This window comes from Streptomyces flavofungini (genome assembly GCF_030388665.1).
Lineage (GTDB): Bacteria > Actinomycetota > Actinomycetes > Streptomycetales > Streptomycetaceae > Streptomyces > Streptomyces flavofungini_A.
Genome location: NZ_CP128846.1, coordinates 833,343 through 853,754, shown reverse-complemented (window position 1 = coordinate 853,754; position 20,412 = coordinate 833,343). Strand labels below are relative to the sequence as shown.

Genomic DNA, 20,412 nt, shown 5'->3' with positions numbered 1-20,412 from the left:
CTCACGCGGTTCGGCATCCGACGCCAAGAAGCTCGTCAGGGGGTGTCTGGATGCGCACGGGGGACAGGCGTCGGTTCCGGCAGGATCCACTGGAGTATCTCGACGACCTCCGGCGGCACAGCACGACGGGTCTGATCCCCCTGCCCTGGGGCGGCTGGTGCGTCAGCGACACGGAGCTGGCACACACGTTGCTGCGCAGCCCGGAGTACCACACGGGCAGGTCGGGCTTCTTCGGCGAACTGCTGCCCACCCGCAGCGCGCAGATCGACGTCGGCCACGCGGTCCGCGACCTGATGCGGGCCGGCGTGCCGCACTACCGCGCCGCCTTCACCGCGGCGGTGGTCGCCCTCCCCGCCACCGGCCGCTGGCCCGACGCCGGTACGCGGCTCGTCCACCGGGGCCTGGAGGACCTGCTCCTGCACCCCGAAGCCCCGCCGCGTACAAGGAAGTTGATGCGCGAGGCCGCACTCGGAGGTGTGGCTGTCCGCGCGCCGCACGTGTGGCAGCGGGCCCGGGCGGAGGTGCTGCGCCCGAAGCTTGTCGCCGCCCTCGCCGAGGAGGTGGCTCGCCGCAGGAAGGACCCGGCCGCAGAGCCGCGGGACGTGCTGGACGCCGTGGTCGGCGCGTGCCCTGCCGGCGAGACGGACGACCGGACCGCGGCCGAGCTGCATCTGATGATGTTCCGGGCGGTCATGGCTCCGCTCAGCTCCTCCCTCGCGTGGGCGGTGCTCCTCGCCTGCCTGCGCCACCGGACGGACTCGCCCTGGCCGTGGCCCGCGGGCGACATCGTGCGCGAAGCGCTGCGGCACCGCCCGATGGCCTGGATGCTCGGCCGCGTCCTGCCGCACGCCGTCAAGCTCGGCGACATCGCCTTCGAAGCGGGCGACCTCGTGTCCGTCAGCCCGTACCTGCTGCACCACGACGCCCATCACTGGCCCGACCCCGACGCGTTCCGGCCCGAACGCTGGGCCGCCGCGGACGCGCGGCACGGCCCCTGCATCCCGTTCGGCGCGGGCCCCTTCACCTGCGCGGGCGCGGCCGTGGCGCACACCCTGCTCACCGAGTCGCTGACCGCCCTGTCCCGCGACGCCCACCTGACCGTCACGGGCGGCGACACCCGCCCCGCCATGGCCGAGGGCAACGTCCCCCGGCCGTTCACGCTCCGCCGCACGCTCGAGCCACCTGCCGCAGGCGACACCGGACACGACACAGGAGGGAGGTGAACAGCCATGGCCGCGATGCGTCGCATCTTCACCAACCAGCCGGCCCGCCGCTGGTACTGGTACTGACCTCGACAGTGCCACCACCGGCCCGGACGTCGCCCGGACGTCCGGGCCACCCGGGCGAAGGAGCCGCCCCCCGGTCGCCCGCTCAGCCGCGCAGGCACCAGTCGACGAACACCGCGACGCTCGGGTCCACGCGCCCCCGCTCGTCCGCCACCGCCGCCGTGCAGAAGAACCGGACCTCGCCGAACTCCAGGTCCATCGCCTTCACCAGATTCCGCAGCCCCAGCCGCTCGCGCAGCCACTCCCGGGTGGCGTCGCTGTCGTCCGGGCGGTCCGGAAGCAGGGCGGGCCGCCCCGCCAGCAGATCCCGCTTGCTGACGGCGACGGCGAGCCGTGCCTTGCCGAGCCGGGTGCCCATCGTGCCGACCGTCTGCACCGAGCGCGAGAACACGTCCTCCGGGTCGACCGTCGAAGCCAGCGTGCGATCCACCCCCGGGTGCTCCGGGGCGAGGTGGGTCCAGAACGCGTCGACGGCCATCGGGTCGAGGACGAACACGAACGTACGGGCCTCGCGGACATAGCGCAGCGCGTCGGTCTCCTCCCGGCTGACGAACCGCTCGCCGGCCGTGTCGAAGACGTGCACCAGACGCTCGGCGCGGCCGTCGCCGAGCACGAACGAATGCGCCCGCGGCAGGGTCTTCTGCGTGGGGCGGGTGTGGCCCTGGATCTCCAGGACCTCGTTCAGGACCCGCTGGTTGGCCGTCGACTCGGGGTCGGCGAGCCTGACCCCGCGGCCGCCGTCGGCCGCCGCGTCCTGGAGCGACTTCACCATCGCCGCCATCAGCTGCGTCTTGCCCGCGGCCCGGCCGCCGACCAGCGGCAGGATCACCTCGGGCATGTGCCCGGCGTCCGGGTTCATCGGCTTGCCGCAGTTCTCGTGCACGCAGTGACCGCCGAGGCGCGCGTCCCGGCTCATGAACAGCAGCAGGGTCGGCATCCGACGGCCGCAGGCGCACCGGCGCCGGAAGAGCCCGAAGGTGCCCGGGCGGATGTCCGCGTGCCGACGCCGGCAGGTCGCGCTCGGGCAGTCGTACGCCGGGTGGGGGACCCGCTCGAAGCAGCTCGGGCACAGCATGCCCCGGGGCAGCCCGCGCAGGCCCATCACCGCGCGGTCGGTGCCCCGCAGGGCGAGCGCGAGCAGCCGGGCACCGGCGGTCAGCAACCCCACGGCGAGGGCCTGGGCGGCGAAGAGCGCGCACCACAGCGGCACCGTGACGGCCGCGCCCAGGCCGAGACCCAGCCAGAGCGTCACGCCGTACGGGATCGAGACGGCCCGGTGCGTCGTCGGCGCGGTGAACTGGTGGTCGGTCACCCGGCGGTAGGACTCCCGGACCGAGCGGACGTACAACTGCCGTCCCTGGGTGAGGAGTTGACGCAGGTCGCGGACGGCGGGGCCGAAGAAGTAGTTGCGGTGGGCCAGTTCGTCGGCGGGCCGGTACGGCGGGATCGTCACGAACTCGGGCGTGCGCAGCCGCAGCACGCCGTGCAGCAACTGGACGTAACGCCAAAGGAGTTCACTGACCAGGGCGGCGCCGCGCAGCACCGCGATCAGCGGGGCCACGAACAGATAGAGCACGAGCAGGACCAGATAGACCGCGGGAATGACGATGAAGGTGAGGATCTCTGCCATCGTCCGGCTCACCCCTCTTCCGGTCGGGGGGCCTGCGAGGACCGCCGCTGGGTGAGCCTGCGGCCCCACTTCCTCACCCGGCCCAGGCGGTGCTCGGCGTACTCCCGATAGGTGTCGGCGAGCCGGCTGTCGTAGGGGCGGAGCGCGCGAGCCAGGCGCTCCAGCTCGGCGGCCGGCCAGTGCAGGGCGATGTGGTGGCGCAGCGCGCGGACGACCTCCCGCTGCGCGTGCGGCAGTCCCACCCGTTCGTCGTTCATCGAGACCACCCCGGTGACATGGCTGAACAGCACCTCGTCGGGGCGGCCCGAGGACTCCACGGCCCGCTGCACGGCCCGCAGATAGCCGTCGGCCAGGGTGAAGCCGAACTCCCTGATGTCGGTGCGCAGCCGCGCCGGGTCGGCGGGCAGGCGCAGCATGGCGGGGACGAGCCGGTGGCGCTTCAGGGCCAGGGGCGCCGCCCAGACGTCGATCTGCGGGATCCGGAACGCGCGGGCGAGCGCGGTGGCCTCGGCGGCCTCGTGCAACGTCGCGTCCAACTGGAGGGTGACCCGCACGCACTCCTGGGTGACCGGCCGCAGCCAGGCGTAGCGACCGGGCGCGGACAGCGTGTCGCACAGCACCAGGCAGGCCCGCAGGTCCCGCTCGTCGCGGATCCTCTGCTTCACGGCGCGGTCGAACCACTCGCCGACCGCCTCGGTCACCGGCTCGTCCGACGGCAGCCTGCGGGCGATCTCGGTGGCCTCCTCGTGCGTCCAGGTCGGCGACGACTGCCGCCACAACCCCCGCAGGAGCGCCGCGTCCGGCGCCGCCTGGCCCCGCCCCGCCAGGATCTGGAAGAGCAGCTCGATCGTGCGGGCGGGCTGCCGCTCCGCCTGTGCCACCCAGTAGTGCTCGAGGAGCCGCTCGTGCCCGCCGAGGTCGCGCTCGGTGAGCAGGTTGGCGGGGAACAGGGTGAACAACTGCTCCTGACCGCCCCGCTCCTCCAGGACCTCCCGCACCGCCGTGGTCAGCGCGCCCCTGAACTCCGGCAGGGCGTTCACGAGCCGGGCGACCTCCTCGCGCAGTCCGGCCCCCGCGTCACCGTGGCCGAGCAGGGCGTGGGCCAGGTCCAGGCTCTGGGCCGCGAGCAGCTCCGGTGCCGGGTCGAGCCGCGCGCCCACCGCCCACAGCAGCAGCCGTACCCGCTGCCGGCTCGTGGTGGCCTCGTCGAGCAGCCGCTGCCACAGGGCCGTGGCCCGCCGCCGCTCGGCGGGAGGGGTGATCGGCACCGGGCCCGGCGCGTTCTCCACGCCGGTCATGTACGCCCGGATCCGGGACTGGTGGAGCTTGCCCTCGAGCTCCTGGTGCAGCGCGGCGTCGCCGCCCGCGCCGGCGGCCGCGCTCAGGCGCGCGAGCTGGTCGTCGTCCAGGTCCCGGTGCCGGTGGTGGATGTCCGCCGCCACCGCCGCCCGGCGCGGCCCGAGATGTCCGGCGTCGGGCAGCCAGTCGATCACCGCGCGGACGTCGGCGTCGGTCAGCTCGATGCCGCCCGCCGCCGCGGCCGCCGCCACCGGGGCGTGCCAGTCGCCGAGCGCCCGTTCCTGGCCGTGCGTGTACTCGGCCGTCCAGGACCACACCGAGCGGACCGAGCCGACGCCGATCCGGGTGAGCAGCCGGATCAGGTGGTGGGTGGGCACCACGTCGGGGAAGCGGCCCGCGCGGAAGTCGAAGACGGTGTACGACTCCTCGTCGTCGGGGCCGAATTCGGGGTGCGCCTCGGGCACCGTGCCGATCAGGTGCAGCCGGCTGCGGGCGGGCCGCAGGAGGTAGGTGGCGAAGGTCAGGCCGCGGGCGAGCGGGGGCGGCAGGAGGTAGGAGACGGCCGCGAACCAGTGCGCGATCCGGTCCGTCGTCTCGTCGATCACGACGACCGAGCCGTCCTCCGCGAGCGCCGCGAACACCGCCGCGAGCAGGGCGGGGAGCTGCTCCGCCCCCGGGTGCGCGCGCAGGAACGCGTGCACCGCGCGCGGGGACAGCGGGCCGCGGGGCAGGGGCGCGGGCAGCTCGGGGAGCTCGGTCGTGTCGACGACGCTGGTCGTCCACACCGGTGATTCCCACAGCTCGATGGCGAGCGGCCCGCCGCCGTCCCGCGCGCCCGCGCCCTCGGCGTGCAGGGCGTGGGCGAAGTAGTTGCCGAAGCGCCGTGCCGAGTCCCGGCCGACGTAGCGCACGCACAGCGTGGTGGCGCCGCCCCGGCGGTCCCGGGTGTGGCACAGGTTCACCGGGCAGCGGGCGAGCAGCTCCGGGGCGTCCGACTCCAGCAGGGAGCGCGGCGGTTCGTACCCGGCGAGGCCCTCCACCCGGTGCCGGGTCTCGGCCGAGACCCGCTCGCTGACCGCGTTGAACTGGAAGCCGGACGAACCGCTGAGCCCGTGCTCGCACGAGGTGTAGTAGAGCTGCTGGAAGCCGCTCATCCGCGGCCCGCCCTCGGCACCGACCCGAACTCGCTCAGGAGCCACAGCAGCGGGTCCGCGACCCGGTAGGGCTGGATGCCGGTGGCCGCGACCCGGGCTTCGGGCGTGGCGCTGCGGCCGAGCGCGGAGACACCGAAGTAGCGGTAGCGGGCGAAGGTGTTCTCCAGGGACTGGTCGATGGGAACGCCGTCCCACTCCTTGAGCAGCTGGCGCACCTCTTCGTGCACGCTGAGGCTGTCGCCGACGTCGAAGCGGCCGCGCGCGGGCGCGTGCGACCGCAGCGGGCTGCCCTTGTCCATCAGGTGCCAGAAGGCGTCCATCTTGGAGAAGACCACCGCGATGGGGGTGTCGACCTTCGCCGCCCTGCCGCCCCGCGCGGCGAGCAGCATGCCGCTCACCCGGCTCAGCACGTTGATCGGCGGATCGATGCCGTCGGTGCCGGGCAGGGCCGTGCCGGGCGCCGCGTTGTCCCGGGCGCCCGGCATCTGCAGCGGGTCGAGCAGCAGGATGATGCCGTCCGCGTTCGTCAGATAGCGGGTGTTGAGCTCCACGCTCTCGCGGCTGTTGAAGTCCTCGCCCGCCGTGTCGAAGAACGACAGGACGCTGTGCTGCGGCCGCTCGCGGAACAGCACCCTGCGGCGCAGGCCGAACCTGAACACCAGCGGGTCCACGCGGTTGGCGTTGGTCGTCGCGGTCTGGGTCGGCGGGAACATCTGCCGGTCGCGGTAGAGCCGGTTCTCGTACTCCGAGCTGTAGCGGCGCATGGTCGTGTCGTCCAGGCCCATCAGCGAGGCCCCGTAGGCCTCACCGACCTGGTGGCGCATCTCGTGCAGGAGCACGGTCATGTAGATCGTCTTGCCGGAGGAACGCGCGCCCACCATCGCGATCATCCGGTTCTCCACCATCCCGAACTGCACCGGCAGTTCCACGTGGCAGACCGGGCAGACGCGGTTGTTCGTCACGCCGTCGCAGTCCGGGCACACCGCCGTCGACTTGCGGCCGTCGGCGGTGAAGTCCGGGCCCACGTCGTGGCTCGGGCGTCTGCCGAAGCGTTCGTCGAGCACCGGGTCGCGGCGCCGATCGCACTTCTTGCGGGTGCGGCTGAGCCGGGTGTTGCAGCGGAAGCGGATCTCCCGCGAGGCGAAGGTCTCGTAGCAGTAGGGGCAGGTGAGTCGTCTGGCCATTCAGGTCACTCGCAGCCGGTGCAGCGCCGTGGGGCGCAGGTCGATGTCGGTGTCGGAGCCGGGGGCGGCCGCCGGGAAGCAGACGAGCCAGGACGGGCCCCGGGTGCCGGGGAAGGGGAACTTCACGACGAGCGGCGCCCCGGCGTGCAGGCGCTGCGCGGGCACCTCGTGCAGGACGACACCCTCGGCCGTGCTGGTGGGGCGGTAGCGGCCGAGTCCGTGGACGACCCGGACCGCGGGCAGTTCACAGCCGGTGCGGGTGGTGAAGGTGACCGTCGCGGCGCGGGTGCCGTTGAGGCGGCGGCGCACGGTCGGCTCGTACTCGACGAGGGGTGGCTCCGCCGGGATGCGCAGGGAGGCGGCGCCCTCGGTGTCGACGGCGGAGTCGGGGACGAGGGCCTCGACGGTCAGGGTGACGGCGCCGCGGCCCAGGCGGAGGTCCAGGCCGCCGTCGTGTTCGTAGACCCGGCGCTGACAGCGGATGTCGCCCTCACGGGGGCCTTCGCCGCCCGCCGTCACGTCCTCGCGGCGCCAGCGGACCCGGGCGGTCAGGGCGGTTTCGGGCCAGGCCCAGAGGACGAGGAGGTGGTCGTCGCGGCGGATGGCCTGGAGCTGGGCCACGGGGACGGAACGGAGCGGGCGGGGCGCCTCGGGCGACGGGTGGGGGTGCGGTGGGGGTGCGCTTTCGGCTTCCGGGGGCGGGGCGGGGGCCGGTTCGGGGGTGGTCTCGGTCGGCGGTTGACCGCGGGGCGGTGGGGGTTGGTCGTGCGGTTCCCCGCGGCCCTGCGGGGCGGTTTCGGTCGGTGGTTCGGGGCGGGATGGCGAGGGGTGGTCGCGCGGTTCCCCGCGGCCCTGTGGGGTGGTTTCCGTTGGTGGTTCGGGGCGGGGGCCCGGGGGCTGGTGCTGGTGTGCCTCGTGCTCCTTCAGGGCGGGCTTCGGTTCGGGGTCCTCCGCCGTCGTGGGCCAGGCACCCGGTTCCGGGTCCTGCGGGGGAGGGGGGAAGGCGGTGCTCGTCGGGGCGGGGTCGGTGGCCACGCGCAGGAGGCCGAAGTCCTCCAGGAGCAACAGGCCGTGTACGACGGCCACTTCGGGGGTCGTGCAGCGGACCGTAAGGCCCTGGGCCTCGGGGAGGCTCTCGATGTCCGCGCGGCGGGCGGGCGTGGTGTACAGGTCGCCGGAGAGCAGCACGGCGTCCGGGGCCGGGTCCGCCAGCTCCTGGGCCAGCGCCGCCAGCGCGTGGTCGTGGGCCAGTCGTTCCGTGCGCGTCCTGACGACGCGCACCGTGAGGTCCGGGGTGATGGCGAGGACCGTGAGGTCCACCCCGGCCGCCGTCTGGTCGACCACCAGGACCGTGCGGTGCACGCCCTCGGCTATCGCGCCGTAGTGCAGCGCCGCCGCGACCGGCTCCGGGACGATCCTGCCGACGCGCAGACCGACGTCCTCGGCGGCGCGCCGCAGCCGTGCCTCCGCCCGGCGGTCCGCGGACGCGGGCAGGGCGAGGACCGCCTCCTCGTCGGTGGCCCCGGCGCCGAGCACGGCCAGCGCGGCGGCGGGGTCGGCGACCGCGTCCGTTCCGGCCAGGTCCGTCTCCGTCAGGGTGGGGCGGCCCGTTGGGCCGAGTCTGCCCACGCGGGCCACGCGGTGGCCGATGGCGATGCCCAGCATGTGATCAGTCCTTTCCGTTCGCGTCCCTGACCCAGGGCGTGCCGTCGGCGCCGACGCCGAGTCGGATCCGGCTGCCCGTGGCCGGGCGGTGGGCCAGGAAGTGCGTGACCACGGCCGCCCGCAGCCGCTCCAGTTCGTTGCGGATCTGACGGCCGCCGTACGCCTGGTGCTCCGGGTCGCTCATCCGCTCGGTGATCCAGGGGTGCAGGCTGTCCGGGTCGGGGACGAGCTCGACCTGGTGGCGTTCGCGGACCGACTCGGTGAGCTGGCCGAGGAGCCGGTCGGCGATCCGCACGATGTGCTCGCGGCGCAGCATGTCGAAGACGACCACGCCCGGCTTGAGGCGGCCGTAGATCTCCGGTCGTCCGATCGTCCGGAACTTCTCCTCCACGGCCCGCGTGAAGTGCGCCTCCAGAGCCGCGTACGGCACGTCCTGGTCGCGGTCGGCCAGCAGGTCCTGGACCGCGTCCGCGCCCGTGTTGGAGGTGAAGATGATCAGGCACTGGGAGAAGTACGCGGTCTGGCCGCGGCCGTCGGTGAGGCGGCCGTCCTCCAGGATCTGCAGGAACTTGTCGAGGACCCGCGGGTGGGCCTTCTCGATCTCGTCGAAGAGCAGGACGCTGAACGGCCGTTCCTGGACGCGGCGCGTCAGCTCGCCGCCCTGCTCGTGGCCGATGTAGCCGGGCGGCGCGCCCGCGAGCCGCTCGGCCGCGTGCTCCTGCTGGTACTCGCTCATGTCGAAGCGGGCGTACGCGCTCTGGTCGCCGAACATCAACTCGGCGACGGCCTTGGCGAGTTCGGTCTTGCCCACGCCGGTCGGGCCGACGAAGAAGAAGGCGCCCCGGGGGCGGGCGGTGCCGGAGCCGCCGAAGTCGACGCCCACGTAGGCGGATCGGAGCGCGGCGGCCACCGCGTCGACGGCCTTGGACTGGCCGACCACCCGTTCGCCGAGGACGTCCGCCGCCCGGGCGACGGTGTCCCGGTCGAGCTGGGTCCAGGGGTCGACGCTCACGTTGAGCCGGTGCAGTTCCAAGAGCTTGTCCGGTTTCTGGAGGGGGGCTGCGCGCAGCCACGACGTCCGGGCGAGCGCGTCGATGTCCCAGCCGCGCATGCCGTCGGTCGCGCCGACCAGGGCTTCCAGGTCGTGCCGGGTGGCGTCCGGTGCGCCGTTGAAGTCGCCGCGCAGCCACGTCAGCCACAGGCGCCGCTCACTCGGATCCGGCGGTCCGACGTGCAGGGTGGCGATGCGGGGGTCCTCCAGGTGGAACCAGCCGGGCAGCCTGCCGACGTCGCCGACCGCGCACAGGACGGCGTTGCGGGCGTGCGGGCGCCGTCCCGCCAGGGCGGCGTGCGGGGGCACGGCGTCCGTCATCGCGGCGCGGAGGCGGAGGTAGCCGGGGTTCGACTCGGGCTGGCCGGGCGGAAGATGGTGGTCGACGTCCTGGAAGACGAAGGCCGTGGCCGCGTCGGGGGACGCGGCGAGCCGGTGCGCGACGGCGACGGCGTCGTCGAAGGCGCGCGGCGGTGCGCCCTGGCGCGGGGCGAGCAGGCTCGACCGGTCCCGGCGGCGTTCGAGACCGCGCCGGGTGCGCGCGTCGGCTCGCGGCCGGTCGTCCCCGGGTGCGCCCGGGTCGGCTCGCGGCCGGTCGCCCTCGGGTGCGCCCGGGTCGGCTCGCGGCCGGTCGCCCTCCGCCCGGCCCGCCGTGAGCCGGGCGAAGCGTTCCGCGTGGCCCGGCAGCGGGAAGGTGAGCCCGGCCACCGGGTCCCACCAGCCCACCACGTCGGCGCCGCGCGCCTCGAGGACCCCGGCGACCAACTCCCGGAAGGAGGCGGGCCGGTCCTCGAACCACCAGCGGTCCCGGATCTGCCCGCTGACGACCACCTGACGGCCCCGCCGCAGCTCCCAGCCGAGCGACACCGCCCACAACGGCATCATCCCGTCGGCCGTGACGGGCCCCGTACCGCCGTCGTGCTTGTAGTCCTTGTGATCCTTGTGGTCCTTGTTGCCCTCGTCGTCCTTGCCGTCCTTGCCGTCTTTGGTGAAGTCGAGCGCGCTCACGGAGCCGTCCACCTCCAGGAGGCGCCCCGGGGCAGGGGTTTGGCGCGCCGGCCCGGCGGTTTGCCGTCCCAGGTGATCTCGCCCGGTACGAAGCCGTCGTCGCCGCCCAGCGCCTCGTGCACCCGCTCCAGCAGCGCCTCGGTGGTGTCGCACACCGCCTCGTCCCGCGAGGCGTGCAGCGTCACGTCCGGCTCGCCCTGCACGCGGTAGACGAGGACGGGCGTGCCGTCGTCCTCGACGCCCACCGTCGTCTCGTACGTCGCCCCGGTCGGCCGCGTGAAGTGCAGCCGGAAGCTGCCGCCCTCGTCCTCACCGCCCTCGAAGGCGAACCCCTCGTCCGTCATGGCGTCGCGGAGCGCCGCCACCAGGTCCCGGCTGCGCTGGTAAGCCAGCTCCAGCTCGTCCAGGCGGCGCTCGGCGTCCGGAAGCCGGTCCTCCAGAGCGGCGACAGCGGTCAGGGCCTCGGCAGCCGAGCGCGCGGTGAGCGCCCCGGCGGCGGCGCGCAGGGCGTCCCCGATCTCGTCGGCGAGGCCGGGGTCGCCGAGCTCGGCGGCCGTCTCCAGGACGCCCTGGGCCGCGGAGCGCACCACGTCGAGCCGCTCGGCGGCCTCGGCGAGGGTCCGCTCCAGGGCCGCGGCGGCGGCCGCCTCGCGCTCCCGCTCCGCCGCCTCGCGCTCCCGCTCCTGTTCCTGTTGCCGTGCCTCCCGCTCCCGCTCCGCCCGCGCGTTGCGCTCGGCGGACGACCTGGACTCCGCGACCGTCGCCGCGTGCCGGGCGAGGGCGTGCTCCACCGTGCCGAGCAGGGCGTCGAAACGGACCCGCCGGTCGGGCCCGGCGGTCGCGCGCAACTGGTCCAGCAGCTCCCTGCAGCGCCTGTGCCCGTCCGCGTCGAGGGCGGCGCCCTCCGGGCCGGTGGCTGCGAGCCCGCGCTCCAGCTCGGCGAGTACGGCGGCGGGGTCGTCCGCGGCGCCGCCGGTGGCTGCCGGGCGCAGGCTCACGACCCGGCCGCGCAGGCGCTCCACCGCGTCCCCCAGGTGCTCACCGCGGGCGACCCGCCCCCGCAGCTCGGCCAACTCCCCCTCCAGGGCACCGGCATCGGCCCGCGCCCCGGACCGCTGAGCCTCCTCGACCAGCTGCCGCACCCCGTCGAGGCCGCGCTCGTCGGCCCGGCTCTGCTCCGCTCGGGCAGCGGCGCGCCGGGCCTCGCGCTCGGCCTCCCTGCGGGTCGCCAACTCCGCATCCCTGCGCGCGAGGTCAGCCCGGCGCGCCGCCAGCTGGGCCCGCTGAGCGGCCCGCTTGCGCTCCCTGGCCCGGCGCTCCTCGGCCCGGCGCCGGCGCTCGGCCGCCTCCCGCTGGGCGTACAGCGCGCCGACGCGGACGCTGCTGTACTTCGGTGATCCGCTCATCGTTCCCTCCGTGCCTCGGTGTGCAGCACGAACCCCCGTGCCGCGAGCCGCTCCTCGAGTCTGCTGCGGAATCCGGGGCTCGGCGGCACCCCGGCCCAGGCGAGCGCTCCGCCCGGCTCCACGGACAGTTCGACCCCGGCGGTCGTGTCCGGCTCGGCCAGGCTCCGGGCGTAGCGGTCGGTGAGCGGGATCAGCCGCTGGTTGTCCGAGCCGCGCCAGCGCAGACTGCCGTGCCGCGCCGCGACGTACGGCCCGTCGACCAGCAGGTCGAGCCGGTCGAGGAGGGCGAGCCTGGCGGGGCCGCCGCGCCGCAGCGCCTCGTGGCGGAAGCCGGAGTACGCCATCGCGCCGAAGTCCCCGCGCCGCTCCCGGACCGCGTCGAGCAGCTCGGCCAGGGCTCCGGCCTGGCTGAACGGCTCGCCGCCGGAGAGCGTGACCCCCTCGATGCCGTCCACGTCGCAGAGCCAGTCGGTGAGTTCGGCGACCGTCCGGCTGGTGCCGCCCTCGAAGGGCAGGGTCTCCGCCGCCACGCAGCCGTGGCAGCGCAGCGGGCAGCCCTGCACCCAGAGGACCGCGCGGCTGCCGGGGCCGAGGACCGTGCAGCGGTCCAGCGTCCGGGCCACGGACACGGCGGTGCTCGCGCGTGCGCCGTGCCGTGGTGGGGGGAGGGGCGTCACGCTTCCTCCTGCGTCGTGTCGGGATAGCTGTCGATGCCTTGCTCGGCCTGGTCGCACCACGGGCACCAGGGCCGTTCCACGGTGTGGAGGTGGCGGGCGTTCACCGCGCACACGCGCAGTCGGCCGGGGGCCAGTTCGGCCGCGAGCGCGTCGGCCCACGCGGCCGCCGCGGGGCGGTGGGCCGCGTCCGTGAACGCCGCCCGGAACAGCTCCGCGAGCCGCCTCGGCAGTGAATCGGCGGGCGGCACGGAGCGGGGCAGCAGCACCGAGGCGCGGTCCACGATCCGGCAGCGCCCGTGGAGGACGTTGTCGTCGTACGAACGGTAGTCGCCGCCGTCCGCCGGGTGACCGGCGAAGGGGTGCAGCCCGGCCAGGAGCAGTTGGTGCACCAGGACGGCGAGGGCGAAGTCGTCGGACGCGGTGTCCGGTGGCGTGCCGGTGGCGCCGCCGAGCCGCTCGGGGGCCGTGTAGCCGGGCGTGCGCATGCGGCCGGGGAACAGCTCGCGGCCGTCCGTGAACTGCCAGGAGTCGACGTCCGCCATGCCGACCCGGCCGCACTCGCCGACCCACAGGTTGTCGGTCTTGAGGTCGCCCACCACATAGCCCTCGGCGTGCAGTTCGCCGAGGAGCCGGGCGAGGGCGAGGGCGGCGCGCAGGGCGGTGGCCCAGGTCGCCCGGGGCAGGAAGGCGCGCCGGGCGGAGACGCCGAGGAGGTGGCTGAACGGCTGGTAGGCGTGGCGCATGTCGGGCATCACGTAGCCGTCGACGCGGTCCGCGGCGGCTCCCCGCGCCGTGCGGACCGGGACCAGCGGCCAGGCGAGCCGGACGGGCGTGCCGGAGAGCAGGCCGACGGTGCGCGGTTCGCGGCGCTGGCGCACCAGGCGGGCCACGCGGCGGCGGTACGCCTCCGGGTCGGGCGGGTCGGGGACGAGCTTCGCGACGAGGGGGCGCGCGTCGTCGACGCCGTACACGAACCCCTCCGAGCCGCTGCCGATCTGCTCGGTCAGGCGCCATGTGTGCCCGTGGCCGGACATCACTGTCAGTCCCACGCTCACCCCCCTTCGACGAGTGCGCACAGGACGGTCAGGTCGTCGCCGGTCCGGCCGGCCTCAGGACCGGAGAGGCGGCGCCGCAGGGGCTCGGCGTCCCCGCCGTTCTCGCGGAGCGTGGCGGCGAGCCCGAGGAAGAAGCCCGCCGCCGGCAACGGACCTGCCTCCAAGGGGAGGCGGTGGACGCAGGGGTGGTCGAGGGCGAGGGCGGCACAGCCGTCGGTGGCGAGGACCACTCCGGCGAGCTCCGGTTCCCAGACGACGAAGGTCCGCACGCGCAGGGCCGCGCCGGGCGAGGAGAGGAAGGAAGCGGGACCGGTCGGCGGAGGCAGCACCAGATGGCTGCGGTCGTCGCGGGTCAGCAGGGTGCCGAAGCCGTCCCCCAGCGAGACGAACGCCGTCCAGGGCGGGGCCACGACGGCCGCGGTGAGGGTGGCCGCGAGGGCGCCGGGGTCGGCGGCGGGTGCTTCCACACCCGCGGCGGGTCGGCTCTCGGCGTCCGGGTCTTCGGCGGGTCGGCCCGTGGCGACCCGGTCCCCGGCGGGTCGGCTTTCGGCGTCCGGGACCCGGGCGGGTCGGCTCGTGGCGTCCGTGTCCGTGCTGACCTCCGTGCTCACCGCGCGTCGGCCCGCCGCGCTCGCGTCCGCGCCCATCACGCACGCGGCCCCAGCCCCCGCACCCCCACCGAGCACCCCCGCCACCGCCCGCAGATACTCCTCGACCACCCTGCGCCCGCGCTCCGCGACCCACCGCGTCCACACCTCCGGCTCCGCCGTCACCTCCGGCAGGCCCCGCGCGAGGAGACGGCACGCCGCGTCGACCGCGATGTGGGCGCCCAGAGCGCTGCGGTCGCGGCTGCCGGCGCCGTCGGACACCGCGAGGACCGCCGCGTCGCCCACATCGACCGCCTTGAAGGCGTCCTGGCAGCCCTGCCCGCTCGCGAGGTGGGCGGTGCCCTGGACGCAGGCGCCCGCGACGATCACCGGAGGTCCCTCTCCAGGCGGTCCATCCGGGCGAGGCGGGCGGCGCGGTCGTTGACCTGCTGGTGGATGAGGTCCGCGTCCTGGTCCGGGCTGCTGTCGTCCGTGCTCTGGAACAGCAGGTCGAGGATCCGGCCGAAGTCGAGGTCCGCCAACGGGGACGTGGCCTTCGGCGCGAGGACCCGGAGCATCGGCAGGTCGGCGCCGCGCACTCCGATGACCTGGAAGACCCACTCGCCTCGCGCCTCGCCCCGGCGCACCCGCCCCGCCGTGCCCGCCAGGGCTTCGGCCGCCAAGGGGCGGCCCTGGGCGTCGCTCGGCGCGCCGTCCGTCAGGACCCACACGAAGGGGCGCCGCACAGGCACCCGTTGCCGTTGCAGGGCGCGGTAGCGGTCGTGGGCCAGCCCGAGGGCCGTCTCCACGGCCTCCGTCAGCCGGGTCAGGCCCTCGGCGCGCAGCGCGGGTGGACGCATGCTGTCCACGGGGACGAAGAGCCGGTCGGCGGCGCCCTCCTCGACCGGAACCAGACGGCCCGGCCCCGGGTCGTAGACGCGTACGGCCGAGTCGAAGGTGAGGAGGCAGACCTCCACCCGGGTGCGCAGGCGCTCCTGCGCGCGGACCCCGTCGAACCAGCGGTTCAGCGCGTGGTTCAGCTCGGCGATCCGCGGCTGGTCGACGGGGCGCCCCATCGACGCGGACGTGTCGAGGAGCAGCAGCACGGGCTGCCGTTCCTCGTACCCGCTCCCGAACCCGATGCCGTCGACGCTCATCCCGCCGCCCCCTGTGTGTCGTCGGCGTGGGCCACAAGCCGCTGCCGTTCGGGGTCGTGGCGCACGGTGACGGCCGTGCCCGGCGGCAGGCCGGGCGGCTCGGGCACCATGCGCAGCAGGACACCGTCAACGAGTACGTACGTGTCGGGGGCTGGCCAGGTCACCGTGCGCCCCGCGCAGCCGTGCGCCCATGCGGCCATCCCCCCGGTCATAGGGTCACGGTAGGGGGCGTAGTCCTCAACATGCCTGTTCCTTCCGTGAATTGGCGCCACGGAGATGCTCGGTGGCGGCCCGTGGGGGAGCGGGCCGCCCGGGGAGGCTCCCCCGATGTTGTCCCCGGGCGACCCGCCTCTTCAGTGAAGCGGACCGGCCGGGCGCGGACTGGTCGCGTCCCGGTCGGGTCCTGGCCGGGCGCCGGACCGGGCGCCCGGATCAGCGGCGCAGCGGCTCCTTGATCGCCGAACGCAGGGGTTCGAGGAGCTGGTTGGCCTCCTTGATGCCGCCAGGGGAGCCGAGGTCAGGGATGCCGCGATGCGGAAGCGCCGCCAGGGGACCGTCCGCGAGGTCCGCGACGCGGTCACCGAAGAGCACCAGGGCCCGCTGCGACGGATTGCGTCGCGAACCCCACACCATGCCCATGGCGTCGGGCACCTGAGCCCGGATCTCCCGTGCCCAGAGCCGTGTGCCCGCGTAGTGCTCCGGCCCCTCGCTCTCCAGCAGGAGGTGGTCCTGGCAGACGGCGGCGAGGGCCGCCCCGGAACACAGCGAGACCAGCCTCAGCTCGCACCGGGTCCGCACCGCGTTCAGTGACTTGCCGCGCACCGCCGCCCAGGGGATCAGGCGCATGCTGGTCTCCCGGTCGAACGGGACGGAGCGCAGCAGCGTCTCGGCGAGCGCGGTCTCGGGGTCCGTCGCGGCATAGAGGCAGGGGTAGGGGTCCTCCGGTGTGCCGTGGAAGCGGCCGGGCGCGCGGTCGTGCGCGTCGAACGGCTTGAACTGCCCGGCCGCGTACCGGGACGAGTGCATCCGCCACAGGTGGGAACCCGCGGGCAGCACCTCCCAGTGCGGCTGGAAGCGGTACGCGGAGGGCGGGACGGTCGCGTCGTGCATCAGGCCCCCTCCACCAACGCCACGGCCGCGCCCACGAGTTCGCGGTCGGGGCGGACGCCGAGGAGGTCCGCGGGCGGGCCTCCGCCGAGCCAGGGGTTGCCGCTCAGCCACCAGTCGGCGGCGCCCCACGGATCGGCGTCGGCGAGCAGGACCCGGTTGACCTCGAGGACGACCTCGTACGGCGGGCCGCCGGGCTCGAACTGGAACTCCGGGTAGCGGTCGCCGAGATCGGGGTCGGCGAGCCGGATCAGCTCGGCGGGCGGCGCCGCGCCGCGGTACCGGGTGCGGACCTCGGTGGCCGACAGGGCGGGCGCGCGCAGCAGCCGGTCCTCGACGGCGGCGATGACGGCCGAGGTCTCGGGGGGCGGATCCGGGTCGGCCGTGATCCGGGCGAGCAGCATCTGCGTCCGCAGGACGGCGAGGTGGCCGACCGGTGCCGCTCCGGCGAACCGGACGGCGTCCAGGGCCTCGCGGACCGGATGGTCGAACGGCAGCGGCACCAGGCACAGACGCACGGCCTGGAAGGCCCGGAGCACGGCCCTGGCGTCGCCCCCAGGGGTGTCGGCGAGTGCGCGCAGGCGGGTGAGCAGCAGCTCGTACTGCGCGTCGGTCAACCGCTCGCGGACGCTGTCCAGGTGTTCGTCGACGAGGCCGAGCACCTCGGCCCCGCCGTCCTCCTTCTGGTTCATGCGCTCCCCTCTCCCCGGCCGGGGTGGCCCTGATGGATGAACGCGGCCCAGACGGCGGGCCGTTGCAGGTCGGTGCGGTGGACGTCCCCGCGCAGCTCGGCGCTCAGGCAGCCCGGATCCTGCCGCCGCGGGTCGAGCATCCACAGCTGCGCGGCCCGCAGCGCGTCGACCGGGCTGAGCCCGGCCCGCACATGGTGGTGGAACACCGTCATCAGGAGCATCGAAGCGCCGTCCCGCGCGGTCCACCGCGACCCCACGACATCGCGGGCGCCGCCCGAGACGAACGCCGTCGTGAGCGTCAGGGCCTCGTCGTGGTCGCGGGTGCTCAGGTCGGTCTCGCAGGCACTCAGGACGATCAACGGGCCGTCCGGAGCGTCCTGTCCGACGGACTGCGGCCGGTCGAGGAGGCGCGTCACGGTGAGCCGTCCGACGTCCTCGCCGGGCCCGCCCGGGGCCAGGTGCAGAGCCGACTCCGTCGGTCGTGTGCCCGCCATGCCGTGCGTGGCCAGATGGACCATCGAGTGGTCCTGGCCCAGCAGGGCGAGCAGCTGGTCGGGGGTGCCCGCCGGCACCGAGTCGGGCGGGAACGTGGCGAACTCGCCGTACAGCCGCGCCCCCGGGTAGAAGGCCTGGCGCAGCCCCAGGACCTCCAGCTCGGCGTACGTCAGCGAGATGCTCGGGTCGGCCACCAGCGCGGGGGCGGAGACCGGGTCGCGCGGCGCGCGCTTCGCCGTACGCAGGAACTGGCCGCCGGAAGCGGCGTAGCTGATCACCGCGGCCTGGCACAGGTAGTCGTACGGGGCGTCCGCGGGGAAGCGGGCGGCATGCCAGGGGACGATGCCGAGGCGGCCGCAGGGGACCAGGACCAGGCGGGGGGTGCGGGGCCCGGCCGCGTCCTGGGGGAGGTGTTCCATGAGGCCGGGCAGGATCTGGCCGAACACCTCGTACGCCCAGTCGCACAGGTCGGCCAGGGCCTGCTCCCAGACGCGTTCCCCCTCCTGGTCGGCGTGGTCTCGGGAGCGGGCCGCGGCCGCGTCCAGGTACCGCTCCAGGGGGGCGCTCCGTGTCGCGGAGAGCGTCGGCAGCGGGCCCACGCCGACGCCGATCCCGGGGCCCACAGCCAGCACCATGCCGGGCGCCTCGCCGTCGCTGCCGGGCACCAGATAGATGAGGGCGTCCGCGCCCGCCTCGCCCACGCCGTCCGCCAGTTCGCGCAGGGTGGGGGCGGCGAGCAGCCCGCCCTCCTTCCGGTAGCCCAGGGCCTCCAGGGCCTGGCGGCGCAGCGTGCTCGGCAGCTCGGCGGGCAGCTCGGCGCCGTCGACGGTGCCGGACTCCCGCCAGGCGGCGGCGAGTTCGGGGTGCCCGCGCTCCGCGAGCAGGTCCGGTACGGCCCGGGAGGTGGCTGCCGCGTGCAGCACCAGCGCCCTGCCCAGTTCCAGGGCGGTCAGAGCGTCGGACACCCGCTCGTGCGCTGCGGCCCACAGGGCGGCCCGCAGACAGAGGGACGCACCGGTGCGGGCGGTCGCCAGCCGGTGTTCGGCGCCGTGCTGGAGGAGGACGTCGGCCGCGAGAGTGGCCATGGCTTCGTTCGCCGTCTCAGTGACGGCGTTCGCGTCGGACTCGCTGTGATCCCGGTGCCAGCGGGCCCGGTAGGAGTCGGCGAGCCACCACAGGGACTGGGCGGCGACGCGCGGGGCCCGGCCCTGGCGGACGTGCTCGCGGAGCCGCTCCAGCGTGGCGATGAGGGCGTCGAGGTCCGCCGGGTCCTTGGTGGAGTCGTAGCGGATGCCGAGGCGGGTCGCGGCGGAGTGCACCTGGTCGGCGGGCGCTTGCGGCGGTGGCACGTCCCGTTCCGGCAGGCCGGTGCCTTCGCCGCTGAGGAACGCACGCATGGCCGCGGCGTCGGGGGCGATGCCCGCGAGTACGTCGTCCCCGATCGGGAGCCCGCTGTTGCCCGCGGCGGTCCTGCCCTCGTCGAGGTCGGTGAGGCCGCCCAGGAGCAGTTCTCTGTCCGTGGTGCACCGGCCGAGCATCATGCGGGCCATGGCGCGGGACAGAACGGCCACCGCGCGCAGGGCGTGGTCGGCGGGGACGGTGTCGGCGAACGCCTCGGCCTCGGCCAGCAGGGCGCGGAGCCGGTCCACGTCGTCGGCCTGCCCGGCGGTGCGGATGCCGGTCATCAGGTCCATCGCGTCGGCCATGACCGGGAAGAGGTCGGCCATGGGTTTCGAGCTGTGGGACTCGCGCCGCAGGAAGTCCGTGACGGTCCGGGTGTGCCCCAGGCCGAGAGCCTGGTCCTGAAGGGTGCCGCCGGCGCCTTCGCTGACACCGAGCAGCAACGCCATCAGCCCGTCGAGGGCGTCCTTGTCCGGCATGTCGTCCGGCAGCCCGTCCCGGGCCTCGCGCAGCCGCCCGAGTTGCTGGTTGAGGGCGGCCGGGTCGCCGCCACCGGCGTGGTTGACGAAGTCCACGGACGTGGTCTGGACGGCCTGCCAGGCGGCGAGGGTCCGACGGATGGCGTCGGGGGTGGGGTGCGTGGCCGGGGCGGGGCCCCCGGCGGGGGCCCGGGTGTCCTGGGTGGCGCTGGGTTCCGTGTCGGCGGGGGCGGCAGTGCCCGGTGGGGCCGTCGGGCCCGTGCGCGGTGCGGCCGCTGGGCCCGTGCCCGGTCCTGCCGTCGGACCCGCGCCGCCGGTCATCGTCGCCAGCAGGTCCATCATGGTCTGCCGCATCTTGTCGCCGCCCGGGAGCCCGTCGTCGGGTACGAGGCTCGTGAACAGGTCGGTGAGCCCGGCGGCCGAGGGCTGGGCGTGCAGGTCACGCACCTGCCGAAGCTGTGTCAAGGTCTCCTGGGGAAGCGGGAGTGCGGCCGCCTCGGCCACCAGTTCCTGGATCTCCGCCGCGAAGGCGGCCATCCCGCTCGGCCCTTTCCGCATCATCATGTCGAACATGGCGGTCGCGTCCGGCTCCGGCGCGAGCCCGCCCAGCATCTCCTGCAACGGCATCGCATGCGTCAGCAGGAACAGCGCGGCCCACCGCCGGTCCTCGACGCGTGCCGCCGCCCCCACCGGCGTCGCCGGATCCCGCGCGTCCCGCAGCAGCGCGTGCGCCCGCTCCCGGTCCTCGGGCGCTCCGCCCCCGGCGGCGTGCCGCAGGGTGAGGGCGCCGCCGAGCCATACGGTCACCGAGGCGCGCAGCTCCGGGTCGTGGTCCAACAGAGGGCAGAGTGCGTCGAGTTCGGCGATCGACCGGTCGTGGGCGGACGTGGCCACAGCCGCCCTGTCCGGCGTCGGCAGCAGCGCCCTGGCCCGCTCGACGGCCTCGCGGGCCCAGGTTCGCAGGGCCTGGACACCACCGCTCTCCTCTTCGTCCCCCACCGGCACTCCTCACGTCCCGTCACGTCCCGAAGATCTCAAAAGCCCTGTGCGGACTCCATGATGACGAGATGTCAGCCCTG

At 75.0% G+C, this 20,412-nt stretch carries 15 protein-coding genes; 1 reads left to right on the top strand and 14 read right to left on the bottom strand.

All coding sequences use genetic code 11. The features are described from left to right. Window positions 1-50 precede the first annotated feature (50 nt). Window positions 51-1,223, top strand: a complete 1,173-nt coding sequence (locus QUY26_RS03680; protein ID WP_289943650.1) for a cytochrome P450 — start codon at window positions 51-53, stop codon at window positions 1,221-1,223. A gap of 148 nt (window positions 1,224-1,371) precedes the next feature. Here the strand turns inward: QUY26_RS03680 and QUY26_RS03675 are convergent, their stop codons facing one another. The 14 genes from QUY26_RS03675 to QUY26_RS03610 all read right to left on the bottom strand — a co-directional run bounded on the left by QUY26_RS03675 (window position 1,372) and on the right by QUY26_RS03610 (window position 20,332). Then, window positions 1,372-2,916 carry a TRAFAC clade GTPase domain-containing protein gene (locus QUY26_RS03675; RefSeq protein ID WP_289943649.1) on the bottom strand — a complete coding sequence of 515 codons (1,545 nt, stop codon included), beginning with the start codon at window positions 2,914-2,916 and terminating at the stop codon, window positions 1,372-1,374. Window positions 2,917-2,924: 8 nt separating this feature from the next. Continuing rightward, window positions 2,925-5,369 carry a GTPase-associated protein 1-related protein gene (locus QUY26_RS03670; RefSeq protein ID WP_289943648.1) on the bottom strand — a complete coding sequence of 815 codons (2,445 nt, stop codon included), beginning with the start codon at window positions 5,367-5,369 and terminating at the stop codon, window positions 2,925-2,927. Beyond that, entirely contained in the window at window positions 5,366-6,553 is a 1,188-nt protein-coding gene (locus QUY26_RS03665; RefSeq protein WP_289943647.1) for a TRAFAC clade GTPase domain-containing protein, read from the bottom strand. The genes QUY26_RS03670 and QUY26_RS03665 overlap by 4 nt, the downstream gene beginning before the upstream one ends. Continuing rightward, complete coding sequence (locus tag QUY26_RS03660; protein ID WP_289943646.1) at window positions 6,554-8,218, bottom strand: Hsp70 family protein; 1,665 nt, start codon at window positions 8,216-8,218, stop codon at window positions 6,554-6,556. It abuts the gene before it with no gap. Window positions 8,219-8,222: 4 nt separating this feature from the next. Beyond that, window positions 8,223-10,277 (bottom strand): AAA family ATPase, encoded by a 2,055-nt coding sequence (locus QUY26_RS03655; protein ID WP_289943645.1) that lies wholly within the window; start codon window positions 10,275-10,277, stop codon window positions 8,223-8,225. Then, a complete protein-coding gene (locus tag QUY26_RS03650) occupies window positions 10,274-11,683 on the bottom strand; it encodes a hypothetical protein (protein WP_289943644.1) in 1,410 nt (469 codons plus the stop codon). Before QUY26_RS03650 ends, QUY26_RS03655 begins: the two co-directional genes overlap by 4 nt. Further along, complete coding sequence (locus QUY26_RS03645; RefSeq protein ID WP_289943643.1) at window positions 11,680-12,360, bottom strand: 4Fe-4S single cluster domain-containing protein; 681 nt, start codon at window positions 12,358-12,360, stop codon at window positions 11,680-11,682. Before QUY26_RS03645 ends, QUY26_RS03650 begins: the two co-directional genes overlap by 4 nt. Continuing rightward, window positions 12,357-13,409: a hypothetical protein gene (locus tag QUY26_RS03640; protein WP_289943642.1), complete on the bottom strand. Its 1,053-nt coding sequence runs from the start codon at window positions 13,407-13,409 to the stop codon at window positions 12,357-12,359. Before QUY26_RS03640 ends, QUY26_RS03645 begins: the two co-directional genes overlap by 4 nt. A gap of 2 nt (window positions 13,410-13,411) precedes the next feature. Further along, on the bottom strand, window positions 13,412-14,392 hold the full coding sequence (locus tag QUY26_RS03635; RefSeq protein WP_289943641.1) for a protein phosphatase 2C domain-containing protein: 981 nt from the start codon (window positions 14,390-14,392) through the stop codon (window positions 13,412-13,414). Beyond that, window positions 14,389-15,159, bottom strand: a complete 771-nt coding sequence (locus QUY26_RS03630; protein ID WP_289943640.1) for a vWA domain-containing protein — start codon at window positions 15,157-15,159, stop codon at window positions 14,389-14,391. Before QUY26_RS03630 ends, QUY26_RS03635 begins: the two co-directional genes overlap by 4 nt. Further along, window positions 15,156-15,371, bottom strand: a complete 216-nt coding sequence (locus tag QUY26_RS03625; RefSeq protein WP_289943639.1) for a hypothetical protein — start codon at window positions 15,369-15,371, stop codon at window positions 15,156-15,158. Before QUY26_RS03625 ends, QUY26_RS03630 begins: the two co-directional genes overlap by 4 nt. Window positions 15,372-15,591: 220 nt before the next feature. Next, a complete protein-coding gene (locus QUY26_RS03620; protein ID WP_289943638.1) occupies window positions 15,592-16,269 on the bottom strand; it encodes an RES family NAD+ phosphorylase in 678 nt (225 codons plus the stop codon). Continuing rightward, on the bottom strand, window positions 16,269-16,958 hold the full coding sequence (locus QUY26_RS03615) for a hypothetical protein (protein WP_289943637.1): 690 nt from the start codon (window positions 16,956-16,958) through the stop codon (window positions 16,269-16,271). Before QUY26_RS03615 ends, QUY26_RS03620 begins: the two co-directional genes overlap by 1 nt. After that, on the bottom strand, window positions 16,955-20,332 hold the full coding sequence (locus QUY26_RS03610) for a CHAT domain-containing protein (RefSeq protein ID WP_289943636.1): 3,378 nt from the start codon (window positions 20,330-20,332) through the stop codon (window positions 16,955-16,957). The genes QUY26_RS03615 and QUY26_RS03610 overlap by 4 nt, the downstream gene beginning before the upstream one ends. Window positions 20,333-20,412: the final 80 nt, after the last annotated feature.

Coding starts and splice junctions, on each gene's coding strand:
- QUY26_RS03680 (WP_289943650.1), top strand. CDS start 51: ATGCGCACGGGGGACAGGCGTCGGTTCCGGCAGGATCCACTGGAGTAT.
- QUY26_RS03675 (WP_289943649.1), bottom strand. CDS start 2,916: ATGGCAGAGATCCTCACCTTCATCGTCATTCCCGCGGTCTATCTGGTC.
- QUY26_RS03670 (WP_289943648.1), bottom strand. CDS start 5,369: ATGAGCGGCTTCCAGCAGCTCTACTACACCTCGTGCGAGCACGGGCTC.
- QUY26_RS03665 (WP_289943647.1), bottom strand. CDS start 6,553: ATGGCCAGACGACTCACCTGCCCCTACTGCTACGAGACCTTCGCCTCG.
- QUY26_RS03660 (WP_289943646.1), bottom strand. CDS start 8,218: ATGCTGGGCATCGCCATCGGCCACCGCGTGGCCCGCGTGGGCAGACTC.
- QUY26_RS03650 (WP_289943644.1), bottom strand. CDS start 11,683: ATGAGCGGATCACCGAAGTACAGCAGCGTCCGCGTCGGCGCGCTGTAC.
- QUY26_RS03630 (WP_289943640.1), bottom strand. CDS start 15,159: ATGAGCGTCGACGGCATCGGGTTCGGGAGCGGGTACGAGGAACGGCAG.
- QUY26_RS03625 (WP_289943639.1), bottom strand. CDS start 15,371: ATGACCGGGGGGATGGCCGCATGGGCGCACGGCTGCGCGGGGCGCACG.
- QUY26_RS03620 (WP_289943638.1), bottom strand. CDS start 16,269: ATGCACGACGCGACCGTCCCGCCCTCCGCGTACCGCTTCCAGCCGCAC.
- QUY26_RS03615 (WP_289943637.1), bottom strand. CDS start 16,958: ATGAACCAGAAGGAGGACGGCGGGGCCGAGGTGCTCGGCCTCGTCGAC.